Source organism: Massilia sp. Leaf139, from assembly GCF_001424165.1.
In the GTDB taxonomy this organism is placed as follows: Bacteria; Pseudomonadota; Gammaproteobacteria; order Burkholderiales; family Burkholderiaceae_D; genus Telluria.
On the sequence record NZ_LMOJ01000001.1, the window covers coordinates 716,701 to 731,741 of the forward strand.

The following is a 15,041-nucleotide window of genomic DNA, read 5'->3' on the forward strand; positions in this document are numbered from 1 at the left end:
CATGTTCCGTTCATCCGACCAGGCGAGCGACCGCTATGATTGAAACTGCACAGCTAGTGCAGCTGCTGGAAGCGACAGACGCCACAGCGTGGCGCCAGGCGCTGTTCGAGCTGACGCATTCGCTCGGTCTGGATAAGGTGATGTACGCAGTGGTGCATTCGCGCCACGCGCAGTACGAAAATGCCTTCGTGCAGACGAATTATTCGGAGGAGTGGCGCGAGCGCTACGATGCGGAACGCTTCGCCTATGTCGATCCGACCGTCAGCCACTGCCTGACCAGTACGCTGCCCATCGTCTGGGAGCCGGAAGCCTTCGGCAGCGAAGGAGCGCGCATCCTTTACGAGGAAGCGAGCTTTCATGGCATGCGTACCGGCGTGACCCTGCCGATCCATGGGCCGGGCGGCGAAGTCGGGCTGCTCGGCCTGGCTTCGGATGCGGCGCCGGGCGCGGCCTTCGCGCGCGATATCGGACAGCGCATGGCCAGCCTGACGCTGATCCGCGACTACGCGTTCGCCGCCTCGCTGCCGTTCTCGCACATGGACGGGCATGCGGAGGTGCCGCGCCTGACCCGGCGCGAGCTGGAAGTGCTCAATTGGGTCATGGCGGGCAAGTCGTCATGGGAAATTTCAATGATCAACCGCTGTTCGGAAGCGACTGTTAACTTCCACCTGGCCAACGTGCGTCAGAAATTCAATGTCAACACACGTCAGCAGGCGGTGGTCAAGGCAATTGCCCTGGGATTACTCATCCCTGAAGATCGCCATCGTTGAGCTTGCCATTGACATAGAGCTTCAACAGGATCGCCACCGGCGCCGGGATTGCCAGGCCCGTCTCGAAACGGCTGCCGCTCGATTGCGTGACGCCGAATCGTCCCCAGAACTTTTCCTGACTTTCACGCTTACTGATGCGGAACTGACGCAGGTCGGCATGCGGCGCGCGCATGGGTAGCGGCATCACCGCAGGCATGGCTGCGGGCATGCCTGGTCGGGCAAGCATGGATTCGCTGACGAAGTCGTTTGGCATGGCAGTCTCCTTGTTGAACGGGTGAAAAACTTAGTATTCCACTGTGTCACTTCCACGCCACCTAGCAGACCTGCTAGTACCACCAGTGCCCAAATTGCATGACGCTTCATGCCTGTCGCATAGATATTTTCATCAACATACAGGGAGAACGACATGGCACTGCAAATCGATATCGCAGCACGGCGCGAATTCCAATCCCGCGATCTGTGGGAAATGCATACTCTTCGCGCAAAAGTCTTCCAGGGCCGTCTGGGCTGGGAAGTGCCGGTTCTGTCGGGGATGGAAATCGATGGTTACGATGCCCTCGAGCCGCACTACATGATGATGCGCGAGCCTGGCGCAGGCATCCTGCGCGGCTGCTGGCGCCTGTTGCCGACCGACGGCCCCTACATGCTGAAGGATTCCTTCCCGCAGTTGCTGCACGGGCAGCCGGCGCCTTGCGACGAGCACATCTGGGAGCTGTCGCGCTTTGCCATCGAAACCGGCGGCAGCGGCCAGTTCGGCTTCTCCGAGATCACGATGGAATCCTTCGCCGCCATCACCCGCTACGGTTACGAACATGGGATCCAGAAATACGTCACCGTGACCACGACGGCGATCGAGCGCCTGCTGCGCCGCGCCGGCATCGTCACCGAACGCCTCGGCGCGCCGCTGGTGATCGGGGTCGAGACGGCGGTGGCCTTGTATGTGGACATCGACGCGAGCTATCCGGCCGTGGTGAAGTTCGGGGCGGGCAAGCAGCGGGCCTATACGGGCTTGCCGCAGTAAAGCCGGATTGCAGGCCGTGGCGATGGCAATGGCGCTGCGGCCGTGCATGATCGTGCACGCGTGGGCTCGGGGCGCCCACCCTACGTTACACGACGGCCGCAAGCTCCGGTTACGGATACCGCGTAACTTCGGGGCGAGCAAGCAGCGCGGGTATGCGGGCTTGCCGCAGTAAAGCCGGATTGCAGGCCGTGGCGATTACGATGGTGCTGCGGCTGCGCTTGATCGTGCACGTGTGGGCTCGGAGAACCCGGTGAACCTGTCATGAAGGCCATTAGCCTGCATGACCCCGTACAGTCCACCACCATCCGTAGGGTGGGCTCCCCGAGCCCACGGCATGTCGTCAAACGAGGTCGAATCGCATGATCTGCTCCATCCGCTCCGACCCCGGCCGCTGCGGCTCCGGTTCGCCGACGTCGACGAACCCCGCGCGCTCGTACAGACGGCGCGCGGCGGCGTTGCCGCATACGACCCCGAGCTGCATCGACCGGGCACCGATGGCGCGCGCCCAGACCAGCGCAGCGTCAAGCAGGGCGGCCGCCACGCTATGTCCCCGGCATTCCGGTGCGACCCACACCTGGAACAGATTCACCTGCCTGGGCTCGGCCGCATCCACCTTGGCCCAGGCCATGCCCGCTGACGCGCCGGCAAGCTCCGCCACCAGCGGCCGGTCGCGTCCGGACGTGGCGCCCAGCTTCAGGCGCCAGGCCCAGTCGGCATCGACGCGGGTTTCTTCTTCGGCCAGGGTGCTGCCGAACGCCTCCGGCGCATCCGCCAGCGCGCGCAGGCGCAGCGCCCGGTACAGCGGCCACTCGTGCCCATCCAGGATGCGTACCCGCACGGCCTGCGCGTCCGTCATTTCAGCTGGGCGTACAGGAAGGAATAGGTCAGCGCCCACATGCGCGCCTGCTGCGTGTTGTTGGCCGCGCCGGCATGGCCGCCCTCCATGTTCTCCCAATACAGCACGGCATGACCCTGTGTCTCCATCAGGGCCGCCATCTTGCGCGCATGGCCCGGGTGCACGCGGTCGTCGCGGGTCGAGGTCGTGAACAGCACTTTCGGATAGTGCTTGTCCTTGAAGGCGTTATGGTAGGGCGAGTACTTGCCGATGAATTCCCATTGCTTCGGATCGTCCGGGTCGCCATATTCGCCCATCCAGGAAGCCCCGGCGAGCAGCTTGTGATAACGCCGCATGTCGAGCAAGGGCACCTGGCACACCACCGCATTGAACAGATCCGGGCGCTGGGTGAGGGCGGCGCCCACCAGCAGGCCGCCATTGCTGCCGCCCATGATGCCGAGGTGGCGCGGGCTGGTCACCTTGCGCTTGATGAGATCCTTGGCCACCGCCAGGAAGTCGTCGAAGGCCTTCTGGCGTTGCTCCTTCAAGGCAGCCTGGTGCCAGCGCGGCCCGAATTCGCCGCCGCCGCGGATGTTCGCCAGGACGTACACGCCGCCGCGTTCGAGCCAGCCGGCGCCGATCATGCCGCTGTAGGCGGGCTTCAGCGACACCTCGAAGCCGCCGTAACCATATAACACCGTCGGATTCTTGCCGTCGAGCCGGGCGCCGCGCGGCTGCACGACGAAATAGGGGACAAGGGTGCCGTCCTTCGACTTGGCCTCGAACTGAGACACAGTGTACGGTTTGGCGTCGAACCAGGCCGGCATCGCCTTCAGGCGCTCGCGCCCGTCGCTTCCAACCTGGCCCAGGTACATCGTGGTCGGCGTCAGGAAGTCGGTCACGCTCAGAAAATAGTCGTCCGACTCGATCTCGTCGAGGGCGGCTACGCCCAGGGTGCCGATGCCGGGCGTGTCCACCTCGCGCCGCTGCCATTCGCCACTGTCGCGGCGCAGTTCGACCAGGCGGTTCTTCACCTTGTCGAGCACGGTGAGCAGCAGGGCATTGCGGGTGACGGCCACGCCGTCGAGCGAACTGGTGGAAGTCGGCGTGAACAAGGCCTCGAAATTGCGTTGGCCGCGCAGGAAGGCGGCAAAATCGATCGCCAGCAGGCTGCCCTGCGGCCAGGTGCGCCCGCCGACCTGCCAATCCGAGCGCAGTTCGATCATCAGCTGGTCGCGCACCGCATAAGCGTTGGCGTCCATCGGCTTGTCGATCCTGACCAGCTTGCCGCCTTCGCGCAGGAACACTTCGCTGCTGTAGAAACCGATCTGGCGCGTGACCATGTCGCGCTCGAAGCCGGGCGTCAGGTCGCGCCGCGCCGAGGCCGAGAGGTCGTCCGGCGCCGCTTCGAAGACGAGCTTTGCCTCCTGCAGCGGCGTGCCGCGTTTCCACTCCTTGACGATGCGCGGATAGCCCGAGGCCGTCATCGAGCCGGGCCCGAAGTCGGTCGCCACGAACAGCGTGTCGCGGTCGATCCAGGCCACGCTGCCCTTCGACTCGGGCAGGGCGAAGCCGCCGGCGACAAAGGCGCGCGTCTCGAGGTCGAATTCGCGCACCACGTCGGCGTCGCCGCCGCCGCGCGAGAGCGAGACCAGGCAGCGCGTGCCGCGCGGCTGCAGGCAGGCCGCGCCGGCCCAGACCCAGTTCTCGTTTTCCGTCTTGGCCAGCGCGTCGAGGTCGAGCACCGTTTCCCACTGCGGCGCCGGCTTGCGGTATTCGTCCAGCGTGGTGCGGCGCCAGATGCCGCGCTCGTGGGCCGCGTCGCGCCAGAAGTTATACAGGTGGTCGCCATGCTTGCTGACGTACGGGATGCGCTCCTTGGCGTCGAGGATGCCCTGCAGCCGCGCGCGCAGGGCCTCGTGCGCGGGCCCGCCCAGGCTGCCCTCCGACACCGCGTTGTGGGCGCGCACCCAGTCCAATGCGCGCTCGCCGCTGACGTCCTCCAGCCACGCATGCGGGTCGGGCGGCGTCGTTCCCATACCCTGTGCACCCGCTTCGGCGCCGGCCAGCGCCGCCACACCCAAGACTACTTCTGCCGCCGTTTTACGCATCCGATTCCTCCGTGTCCGGCGCCCCACGGGCAGGCCGATAGCGTATATTATCAACAATCTTTCCTTACCCGAGGCTTGCAGACGTCGATGGCCCTGTCGATCACCCGCAGCATAGGCGCAGCCGCCGGCGCGCGCGGCACCACGCGCGTGGTGCTGTGGGGCGCCGGGCTGTGGCTGGCGCTGCTGGTGGGGGCGATGCTGCACATGGCCGCCTCGCGCGCGGTGGAAGAAGAAGCGCGGCGCCGCTTCGAGGATCAGGCCCGCGCCACCCAGGAGCGCCTGGCCGGCGCCATCAAATCGTATACCGACCTCACGCGCGCGCTGGTGTCGCTGTTCGCGGCCAACGGAGATGCGGACAGTCCCGTCACGCGCCTGCAGTTCCACCGCTATGTGGCCGCGCTCGACCTGGCGCGCCATTATCCGGCGGTCGATGCCGTCACCTATGCCCGCATCGTCAGCGACGCCGAACGCGATGCCTTCGAGCGCGCGGTGCGCGCCGACCGCAGCCTCGACCCGCGCGGCTATCCGGAATTCGCCATCAAGCCTGCCGCGCGCCGTCCCGGCTACACGGTGCTGACCTATATCGAGCCGGCCCATATGATGGACGGCAAACTCGGGCTCGACATCGCCGCCAATCCCGCGCCGGCCGCGGCGATGGCGCAGGCGCGCGACCGCGGCGGCATCAGCGCCTCCGGCCACCCGACCCAGGTCGGCGGGCCGAAGCCCCACATCGCCCTCAACATGCGCGCGCCCGTTTACCGCGGCGGCACGCTGCCGGCCACCGTCGCCGAGCGGCGCGCGGCCTATCTCGGCGGGGTCGGCGTGTCGTTCTCGGTGCCGGCCCTGGTCGAAGGCGCGCTCGGCGCGCAGAACCGGGACGCCATGGCGCTGGCCCTGTTTGCGGCTCCCTCTGCGGCTCCCCCTGCGGCTCCCCCTGCGGCAGGTTCGGGGAGAAAGGCGGCTACCCCCGGCGCGCCGCTGGCCGTCGCCTCGGGCGACCGCCTGCTCTACGGCGACGGCGCGGTGCGTACCCGCGTCTTCGACGACGCCGCCAATTTCAGGGCCGTGCTGCCGGTCGACTTCGGCGGCAGCCTGTGGAAGGCCCATTTCAGCGCGCCGAAGAGCGCGATGTTCCTGCCCAGCGATCATCGCCTGCCCCTGATCGCGCTGGCGGTGGGCTTCGCCGCCACGCTGCTCGTCTACAGCCTGTTCCTGTCGCTGTACTGGTCGCGCCGCGTCGCCATCGAGGGCCGCACCCTGCTCGACACGGTGCTCGACAACCTCGACGCCTTCGTCTTCATGAAGGATCGCGACCGCCGCTTCCGCTACGTGAACGCGAAGATGGCGCTGGCGCTCGGCCAGGGCGCCGAGCGCATCGTCGGGCGCGCCGACCGCGAGGTCATGCCTGCCACACTGGCCGACGCCGCCTGGGAGCGCGAGCGCGCCGTGTTCGACGGCACCCGCCGCGCCAGCCAGGTCGAGATCCGGCTGCCGGACGGCGCGCCGCGCCAGCTGTGGGAAGTGAAGGTGCCTGTGCGCCTCGACGGCGACGTGAGCGGCGTGTTGTGCGTCGCCACCGACGTCACCGAACTGCACCAGCTCAAGGCCGCCGCCGACGCCGCCAACCAGGCGAAAAGCGACTTCCTGTCGAACATGAGCCACGAGATCCGCACACCGATGAACAGCATCATCGGCATGACCCACCTGGCCCTGGGCTCGACGCGCGCGCTGGCCTACGAACCGAAGCTGCGCGACTACCTGCAGAAGATCTGGCATTCGGGCCAGCACCTGCTGGGCATCATCGACCACATCCTGGATTTCTCGAAGATCGAGGCCGGCCGTCTCGAACTGGAGCTGCTCGATTTCCGTCTCGACGCCCTGATGGACAATCTCGAAACCCAGCTCGGCGAAGCCGCTGCGGCGCGCGGCCTGCGCCTCGGATTCGAGGTGGCGCCGGAACTGGCGCGGCCCCTGCGCGGCGATCCGCTGCGCCTGGAGCAGGTGCTGCTCAACTTCGTCGGTAACGCCATCAAGTTTTCCGAACGCGGCACCGTGACGATCCGGGCGCGCACGCTGGTGGCGCAAGGCGCCGACACCCTGGTGCGCTTCGAGGTCGAGGACCGCGGCATCGGCATCGCCCCCGGCGAGCTGGCGCAGCTGTTTACGACGCCTTTCCACCAGGCCGACCGCTCGACCACGCGGCGCTACGGCGGCACCGGGCTGGGCCTGGTGATCAGCAAGCAGCTGGCCGAGCTGATGGGCGGCGAAGTCGGCGTCGAGAGCGAGCAGGGGCGCGGCAGCCTGTTCTGGTTCACGGCGCGCCTGGGGCAGGGCGGGGCGCAGGACGAGACGAACGTGCGCCGGCCGGCGCCGGTGCCGGTGGCGCCCGGACAGCGCCTGGACGGGGCGCGCATCCTCCTGGTCGAGGACAATGCCTTCAGCCAGCAGGTGGGGCGTGAGCTGCTGGAAAACGCCGGCGCCTCGGTGCGCGTCGCCGCCAACGGCAGCGAGGCGCTCGACCTGCTGCGGCGCGAGCGCGCCGACTGCGTGCTGATGGACGTGCAAATGCCGGTCATGGACGGCTTCGAGGCCACGCGCCGCATACGTGCCGACGCCGCCCTGCGCGACACGGTCGTGATCGCGATGACGGCCAACGCCGGCGTCGAAGACCAGGCCCGCTGCATGGCGGTCGGCATGAACGATTTCCTTACCAAGCCAGTGGCGCCCGCCCGGCTGGCGGCAACGATCGCGCGCGCCATCGGGCGTGAGGCGGCGTCTCCGCTGCTCGACACCGGGGTGCTCGCCGCCACCTTCGGCGCCGACCCCGGCAAGATGCGCAAGTTCGGCTTCATGTTCCTCGACAGCGCGCGCGAGGGCCTGGCGGAAATCGATGCAGCCTTGGCCGCGCACGACCTGGCGCGCGTCGGCGCCGTGGCGCACCGCCTGAAATCCTCGGCGCGGGCGGTGGGCGCGCTGGGCTTCGCCGACCTCTGCGCCGAGCTCGAGCGGCTGGACGGAGATGCGACGGCGGGCGATCCCGTCAAGCAAGCCCAGGCAAAAGCCCTGGGGGCACATCTGCACAGCATCTTTGCGCGGCTCGAAGCGGCGATCGCAGCGGAACTTGGCGCGCGCGCCACGGACGGCCGCTAAGCGCTCTTGCGCCCGCTTCTACCTTTCACGGCGCGGCCAAAGAGAGTATCCTGTTGCGCCTGAGCTCTCCAAACACCACCCCGACGTTCCCCATGATTACCCCCGGCCTCCTGATTTTGCACGGCAACCAGATGGAAATGCTGCGCGAAGCCGTCTTCGACTGGCTGCGCAACCATCCGCTCGGGCCGCTGGAGCAGGAGACGATCCTGGTGCAGTCGAACGGGTTCGCCGAATGGCTGAAAATCGCGCTGGCCGAGGAACTCGGGGTCTGCGCCGCTACCCGTGTCGCGCTGCCGGCACGCTTTCTCTGGGAAGCCTACCGCGCCATGCTCGGGCGCGAGCGGGTGCCGAGCCGCTCGCCCTTCGACCGCGATCCGCTTACCTGGCGCCTGATGCGGCTCCTGCCGGCGCTGCTGCAGGAACCCGTGTTCGCGCCGCTGCGCCATTTTCTCCGCGACGGCTGCCCCGAGCGCCGCCTTCAATTGGCCGAGCGCCTGGCCGACCTGTTCGACCAGTACCAGGTCTACCGCGCCGATTGGCTGACCGACTGGGAGATCGGGCGCGACCAGCTGCGCCGCGCCGGCGGCGACCCGGTGCCGCTCGGCCCCGACCAGTGCTGGCAGGCGCGCCTCTGGCGCGCAGTGCACGACAGCGTGCCGCCGATGCAGCGCGGCAGCGGGCGCGCCGCGATCCACGAAGTCTTCGTCGCCAAGATCCTCTCGGGCGACCCGCCGACTTCGCGCCTGCCGCGCCGGGTGGTGCTGTTCGGGATGTCGGCCCTGCCTTACCAGACCTTGCAGGCGATCGCCGCGCTCTCGCGCCACACGCAGGTGCTGCTGGCCGTGCCCAACCCCTGCCAGTTCTACTGGGGCGACATCATCGAGGGGCGCGAGCTGCTGAAGGCGGCCCATAAACGCCAGCCGGCGCGCGAAGGCGTCGATCTGGCCACGCTGCCGATCGAGGAACTGCACGCGCACAGCCATCCGCTGCTGGCGAGCTGGGGCCGTCAGGGGCGCGACTTCGTGCGCATGCTCGACGAATTCGACAACGAAGCCGGCCGCCCGGAACTCGATGCCATCGCCAAGCTGCGGGTCGACCTGTTCTCCGAGGGCGACGGCGAGACCCTGCTGCAGCAGGTGCAGGCCGCCGTGCGCGACCTGCGCCCGCTGTCCGAGCATCCCCATGTCCCGCCGCCGGCTTCCGACCGTTCGATCGAATTCCACGTCACCCACAGCACCCAGCGCGAGGTCGAGGCCCTGCACGACCAGCTGCTGGCCATGTTCGAGCGCGATCCGACGCTGCGCCCGCGCGACATCGTCGTGATGGTGCCCGACATCGACACCTTCTCGGCCGCGATCCACGCCGTGTTCGACCAGCACCGCCGCAATGATCCGCGCTACATCCCCTTCGAGATCGGCGACACGCGCGACCGCAGCGTCAATCCGCTGCTGGTCGCCCTGGAGTGGCTGCTGCGCCTGCCACAGCAGCGCTGCCGCCAGAGCGAGATCCGCGACCTGCTCGACGTGCCGGCGGTGGCGACCCGCTTCGGCCTGCACGAGGACGACCTGCCGACCCTGGGCGCCTGGATCGACGGCGCCGGCGTGCGCTGGGGCCTGGACCGCGAGCACCGCGCCGGCCTCGGCCTCGGCGCGGCGGGCGAACAGAACGCCTGGATCTTCGGCGTGCGGCGCATGCTGCTCGGCTATGCCAGCGGCGCCGGCGCGCGCTTCGGCGACATCGAGCCTTACGGCGAAGTGGGCGGGCTGGACGCGGCCCTGGCCGGCTCGCTGGCCCAGTTCGTCGAATGCCTGCTCGAGTGGCGCGCGCGCCTGGCCACGCCGCGCACCCCGCAGGAATGGGGCGTGCAGGCGCGGGCGCTGTTGGCCGCCTTCTTCGACGGCCGCGAGGAAGACGACCGCATCACCCTGGCCCAGCTGGGCGAGGCCCTGAACTGCTGGTTGGAGATGACGGAGGCGGGCGGCTTCGACGAACCGGTGCCGCTGGCCGTGCTGCGCGAAGCCTGGCTCGGCCAGATCGACCAGCCGACGCTGAACCACCAGTTCGTCTCGGGCGGCGTCACCTTCTGCACCCTGATGCCGATGCGCGCCGTGCCCTTCCGCGCCGTCTGCCTGCTCGGCATGAACGACGGCGACTTTCCGCGCCGCGCGGCGCAGAACGATTTCGACCTGCTCGCCATGCCCGGCATGGGCCGCCCGGGCGACCGCTCGCGCCGCGACGACGACCGCTACCTGATGTTGGAGGCCCTGCTGGCCGCGCGCGACAAGCTCTACGTGAGCTGGGTCGGGCGCAACGTGCGCGACAATAGCGAGCAGCCGCCCTCGGTGCTGGTGGCGCAGCTGCGCGACTATCTGCACGCGGGCTGGAACATCGACCTGTCCACCCTCACGGTCGAACACGCGCTGCAGCCTTTCAGCCGCCGCTATTTCGAGAAGGGCGGCCTCTTGACCTATGCGCGCGAATGGCGCACGGCGCACAGCAAAGGCGAGGGGGAGGGCGAACGCGCCATCGACAGCTTGCCGCCTTACGAACTCGAACCCGACTTCCGACTGAAGCTGACGCAGCTGGGCAGCTTCCTGAAGCAGCCGTCGCGCTACTTCTTCCGGCACCGCCTGGGCGTGATCTTCAACGCGGCCGAGGTGATCGGCGAGGACGAGGAACCGTTCTCGCTCGACGCACTGGATCGCTACTTCCTGGAAGACAGCCTGCTCGACGACGCCGGGGAGGCCGAGGCGCTCGACGAGGTGCGCCAGATGCTTGACGCCCGCGCCGAACGCCTGGCGCGCGAAGGCGTGCTGCCGATCGGCCTGGTCGGGCGCCAGTGGCAGCAGCAGCTGGTCGAGGGCCTGGTGCCGGTGCGCCGCTGCTGGCTCAGACTCGGCGCGGATTTCCCCGAGCCTGCGCCGAAGCTGGCGGTCAGCCTCGCCTTCGACGGCATCGTGCTGGAAGACTGGATCGACCGCCTGCGCACGAACGGCGAGCGAACCGCCTGGCTGATGCAAATCTCGTCCAAGGTGCTGGACAAGAAAGATGCGCCGCGCGGCGAAAAGCTGATCGATGCCTGGCTGCGCCAGCTGGCCGCGAGCGCCGCCGGCGCGCGCATCACCGGCTACCTGGTCGCGCGCGACGCGCTGGTGACGATGGCGCCGATCGAAGCCGAGGAAGCGCGCGCCGTGCTGGCCTACCTCGCCGGCCTCTGGCGGCGTAACCTCGACGCGCCGCTGCCGGTGGCCTGCAGGACGGCGCTGGCCCAGCTCGCCGGGCGCGATGCGCGCACGGTCTACGAGGGCGACGACCACGAAGTGGCGGGCGAGGTGCAACGCGAACCCTGCCTGGCGCGCCTGTGGCCCGATTTCGCCCAGCTGTCCGCCGCCGGCGACTGGCCCGAGCTGGCCGAAGCGCTGTACGGGGGACTGGCCCACTGGATGGCCGAGCAGATCGAGGTCGAGCCGCACGACAAGCCGGCCGGCGGAGAAGCCGCATGAGCCAGCTCCTCGACGCCCTCACGTTCCCGCTGCACGGCTCGCGCCTGATCGAGGCCAGCGCCGGCACCGGCAAGACCTGGACGATCGCCGCGCTCTACCTGCGCCTGGTGCTCGGGCATGGCGGCGCCGATGCCTTCCCGCGTCCGCTGCTGCCCTCGCAGATCCTGGTGATGACCTTCACCCGCGCCGCCACGCGCGAGCTGTCGAACCGGGTGCGCGAACGCCTGGTCGGCGCGGCCGCCTATTTCCGCGGCGAGGCCAAGGAGTCCGATCCCTACCTGGAAGCGCTGGCCGGCAGCTACGCCAGCGACAGCGAACGGCAGTTGGCTGCGCACCGCCTGGTGCTGGCGGCCGAGACGATGGACGAAGCGGCGATCTTCACGATCGACGCCTGGTGCCAGCGCATGCTGCGCGAACACGCCTTCGACAGCGGCAGCCTGTTCGACGAGGAGCTCGTCAGCGACGAGCGCGCGCTGTTCGAGGATGCCGCCCACGACTACTGGCGCCAGCACGTCTATCCGCTCGACAGCGCCCGGCTGGCGCCGGTGCTGGCCTGCTGGAGCGACGTGCGGGCCCTGAAGACGGCCGTACGCGACCTGGTCGGGCGTACCGACACGCTCGGTGTCCCCGATCCCGAGCCGCTGGGCGCATTGGTCGGACGGGTGCAACGCGAGCTGACGGCGCAGCTGGCGCGCCTGAAGGAAGGCTGGAGCGAACGCGTCGACGAGATGGAAGGGTGGATCGCGCAGCAGCGCGAACGCAGTGCGAAAGCCTTCAATGGCACGAAGCTGCGCCAGGACTGGCTCGACAACTGGTTCCGGTCGCTGCGCACCTGGGCTGCCGACCCGCTGCTGGTCGCGCCGGACATCACCGACGCCGCCTGGAAGCGCCTGACCCCGCATGGCATCGAAGGCGCCTTCGGCAAGGGCTTCCATGCCGACGTGCCAGCATGCTTCGGCTGCACCGAGGAGCTGCGCGCGGCGCTCGCCAAAGTCGCGCCGCTCGAGCATGCGCTGCTGCGCCATGCGGCCGGCCACATCGCGCGGCGCATGACGGAGCTGAAGGCGACCAAGCGCCAGTTCGGCTTCGCCGACATGCTCGCGCGCCTGAAGGACGCGCTCGAGGGCGCCAACGGCGAGGCCCTGCGCCAGCGCATCGCAGCCCAGTTCCCGGTGGCGCTGATCGACGAGTTCCAGGACACCTCGCCGCTGCAGTACCGCATCTTCGACCTGCTGTACAAGGTCGAGGCGAACGATCCGGCCCAGGGCCTGTTCCTGATCGGCGACCCGAAGCAGTCGATCTACGGCTTCCGTGGCGCCGACATCCACAGCTACCTCGACGCGCGGCGCGCCACCGAGGGCCGCCATTACCAGCTCGGCACCAACTACCGTTCCACGGCGGCGCTGGTCGAGGCGGTCAACCAGCTGTTCCGCCATGCCGAGGGCCATGGCGAGCACACAGGCCACGCAGCCGGCGCCTTCCGCTTCCGGCGCGGCCACGTCAATCCGCTGCCGTTCGACGCGGTGCGCGCGGCGGGCCTGGGCGCCCACCTGGTCGGCGTCGACGGCCCTTACCAGGCGCTGGCGATGTGCGTGGCGGGCAGCGACGAGATGGACGCCGATGCCCAGCGCGCCTTCTTCGCCGACCACTGCGCCGAACACATCGTCACGCTGCTGAACGACCCGCAAGTCGGCTTCGCCGAGCCCGACCCCGAGGATCTTGGCGCGCGCTTCGTGCGCCTGCAGCCGGCCGACATCGCCGTCCTCGTGCGCGACCGCAGGGAAGCGGCTGCGATTCGCCATGCGCTGATGCGGCGCCGGGTCGCCAGCGTCTACCTGTCGGACAAGGATTCGGTGGTCGAGAGCGAAGAGGCGGCCGACGTGCTGCGCTGGCTGAACGCCGTGGCCAGCCCGCTCGACGGCACGCTGGCGCGCGCGGCGCTGGCCACGCGCACGGCCGGCCTGCCGCTGGGCGAACTGGCCCGGCTCTCGGGCGACGAAACCGTGTGGGAAGAACGGGTCGAGCAGCTCAAGGCCCTGCATGTCACCTGGCAGCGCCAGGGCGTGCTGGCGATGCTGCGCCGTTTCGTCCACGAACTCGGCCTGCCGGCGCGCCTGCTGCGCGAGCCGGGCGGCGAGCGGCGCCTCACGAACCTGCTGCACCTGGCCGAGCTGCTGCAGGAAGCGAGCACCCAGCTCGACGGCGAGCAGGCCCTGATCCGCTGGTTCGCCGAGCAGGTCGAAGGCCTGGGCGAAGCGGGCGACGAGCGCGTGCTGCGCCTGGAAAGCGACGCCAAGCTGGTGAAAGTCGTTACCGTGCACAAGTCGAAGGGCCTGGAATACCCGCTGGTCTACCTGCCGTTCGCCGCCAGCACGCGCAAGACGAGCCGGCGCCGGCGCAGCTTCTTCGAATACGTCGGCGAGGACGGCAAACGCCGCATCGACCTGGCGCTGTCGGAAGAAGCGCTGAAGGCGGTGGATCGGGCGCGCCTGGAAGAAGACCTGCGCCTGCTGTATGTGGCGCTGACGCGCTCGCGCCACTTCCTGTGGCTGGGCGTGGCGGCGGCCGCCTCCGCTTCGGCCCGCAAGAAAGACGAGAACGAGCTGCACGAATCCGCGCTGGGCTACCTGATGACGGGCGGCGAGCCGGTGCCCACCAGCGCCGTGCACGAGCACCTGGGCCGCCTGCGCGGGCACTGCGGCGGCATCGAGCTGCACGTGCTCGACCCGCTCGACGGCTGCACCATGTACGACCGTGTCGAGGAGCGCGCACCCCTGGTCGAGCCGGCGCCCTTCGAGGCCGATTTCGAGCGCAACTGGGCCGTCGGTTCCTTCACCTCGATCACCCGCCACACGACGGCGCCGCCGATGCGCGCGGCCGAGGAAACGCTGCTCGAGGACGAAGAGCCGGCGCCGGCGCTGCGCATCGAGGACGCGCCCTGGCACCGCTTCCCGCGCGGCTCGGTGCCGGGCAACTTCCTGCACGAGCAGCTCGAATGGATCGGGCAGGAGGGCTTCGACATCGTCGACGACCCGAATTTCGACACCCGCCTGGCGCAACGCGTCGAGCGCGCCGGCTGGGGCCACCGCCTGGAGGACACGCTTGCCTGGCTGCGCCTCGTCGTCGCCACGCGCCTGCCGCCGGTCGGCGCCAGCCTGTCGGAGCTGACGAATACGGTGCCGGAGATGGAGTTCTGGTTCCCGAGCGAAGGGCTCGACCTCGCCGAACTCGATCGCCTATGCCGGCGCCGCCTGCTCGGCAAGACCGTGCGTCCGGGCCTGCCCGAGCGCGCCCTGCACGGCATGCTCAAGGGTTTCGCCGACCTCGTGTTCGAACACGAAGGCAAGTACTGGGTGCTCGACTACAAGTCGAATGCGCTGGGCCCCAACGACGCCGCCTACACGAAGCGCGCGATGGAAGAGGGCATGGCCGGGCACCGCTACGACATCCAGGGCGCGATCTACATGCTGGCCCTGCACCGGCTGCTGCAGAGCCGCCTGGGCGAGACCTACGATCCGGCGCAGCAGCTGGGCGGCGCCGTCTTCCTGTTCCTGCGCGGGATCGCCAACACCTCGACGCACGGCTGCTGCCTGCTCGAACCGGACGTCGAACTGCTCGACGGCCTCGATCGCCTGCTGGGGAGAAGCTGAC

Annotated in this window: 8 protein-coding genes; 5 read left to right on the top strand and 3 right to left on the bottom strand. The window is 69.0% G+C overall.

The features are described 5' to 3' along the window. Positions 1-56: 56 nt before the first annotated feature. Positions 57-770, top strand: a complete 714-nt coding sequence (locus tag ASF77_RS03265; protein ID WP_229445215.1) for a LuxR family transcriptional regulator — start codon at positions 57-59, stop codon at positions 768-770. Here the strand turns inward: ASF77_RS03265 and ASF77_RS03270 are convergent. Next, positions 745-966, bottom strand: coding sequence for a hypothetical protein (locus ASF77_RS03270; RefSeq protein WP_373961751.1), 222 nt, complete (start codon positions 964-966; stop codon positions 745-747). The genes ASF77_RS03265 and ASF77_RS03270 overlap by 26 nt on opposite strands. Before the next feature lie 210 nt (positions 967-1,176). Here ASF77_RS03270 and ASF77_RS03275 point away from each other — a divergent pair, with 210 nt between their 5' ends. Then, entirely contained in the window at positions 1,177-1,791 is a 615-nt protein-coding gene (locus tag ASF77_RS03275) for an acyl-homoserine-lactone synthase (RefSeq protein ID WP_056334300.1), read from the top strand. Positions 1,792-2,131: 340 nt separating this feature from the next. On the opposite strand, the gene ASF77_RS03280 is transcribed toward ASF77_RS03275, so the two are convergent. Further along, positions 2,132-2,647: a GNAT family N-acetyltransferase gene (locus tag ASF77_RS03280; protein ID WP_056334303.1), complete on the bottom strand. Its 516-nt coding sequence runs from the start codon at positions 2,645-2,647 to the stop codon at positions 2,132-2,134. After that, positions 2,644-4,665 carry a prolyl oligopeptidase family protein gene (locus tag ASF77_RS03285; RefSeq protein ID WP_156648753.1) on the bottom strand — a complete coding sequence of 674 codons (2,022 nt, stop codon included), beginning with the start codon at positions 4,663-4,665 and terminating at the stop codon, positions 2,644-2,646. Before ASF77_RS03285 ends, ASF77_RS03280 begins: the two co-directional genes overlap by 4 nt. A gap of 159 nt (positions 4,666-4,824) precedes the next feature. Here ASF77_RS03285 and ASF77_RS03290 point away from each other — a divergent pair, with 159 nt between their 5' ends. From ASF77_RS03290 to recB, 3 genes are all read left to right on the top strand, one after another. After that, complete coding sequence (locus ASF77_RS03290) at positions 4,825-7,887, top strand: CHASE domain-containing protein (protein ID WP_056334308.1); 3,063 nt, start codon at positions 4,825-4,827, stop codon at positions 7,885-7,887. Between the two features lie 92 nt (positions 7,888-7,979). Then, a complete protein-coding gene (recC, locus tag ASF77_RS03295; protein WP_056334311.1) occupies positions 7,980-11,390 on the top strand; it encodes an exodeoxyribonuclease V subunit gamma in 3,411 nt (1,136 codons plus the stop codon). Continuing rightward, positions 11,387-15,040, top strand: coding sequence for an exodeoxyribonuclease V subunit beta (gene recB / locus ASF77_RS03300; protein ID WP_056334314.1), 3,654 nt, complete (start codon positions 11,387-11,389; stop codon positions 15,038-15,040). Before recC ends, recB begins: the two co-directional genes overlap by 4 nt. Position 15,041 lies beyond the last annotated feature (1 nt).

Coding starts and splice junctions, on each gene's coding strand:
- ASF77_RS03270 (WP_373961751.1), bottom strand. CDS start 966: ATGCCTGCGGTGATGCCGCTACCCATGCGCGCGCCGCATGCCGACCTG.
- ASF77_RS03275 (WP_056334300.1), top strand. CDS start 1,177: ATGGCACTGCAAATCGATATCGCAGCACGGCGCGAATTCCAATCCCGC.
- ASF77_RS03280 (WP_056334303.1), bottom strand. CDS start 2,647: ATGACGGACGCGCAGGCCGTGCGGGTACGCATCCTGGATGGGCACGAG.
- ASF77_RS03285 (WP_156648753.1), bottom strand. CDS start 4,665: ATGGGAACGACGCCGCCCGACCCGCATGCGTGGCTGGAGGACGTCAGC.
- ASF77_RS03290 (WP_056334308.1), top strand. CDS start 4,825: ATGGCCCTGTCGATCACCCGCAGCATAGGCGCAGCCGCCGGCGCGCGC.
- recC (WP_056334311.1), top strand. CDS start 7,980: ATGATTACCCCCGGCCTCCTGATTTTGCACGGCAACCAGATGGAAATG.
- recB (WP_056334314.1), top strand. CDS start 11,387: ATGAGCCAGCTCCTCGACGCCCTCACGTTCCCGCTGCACGGCTCGCGC.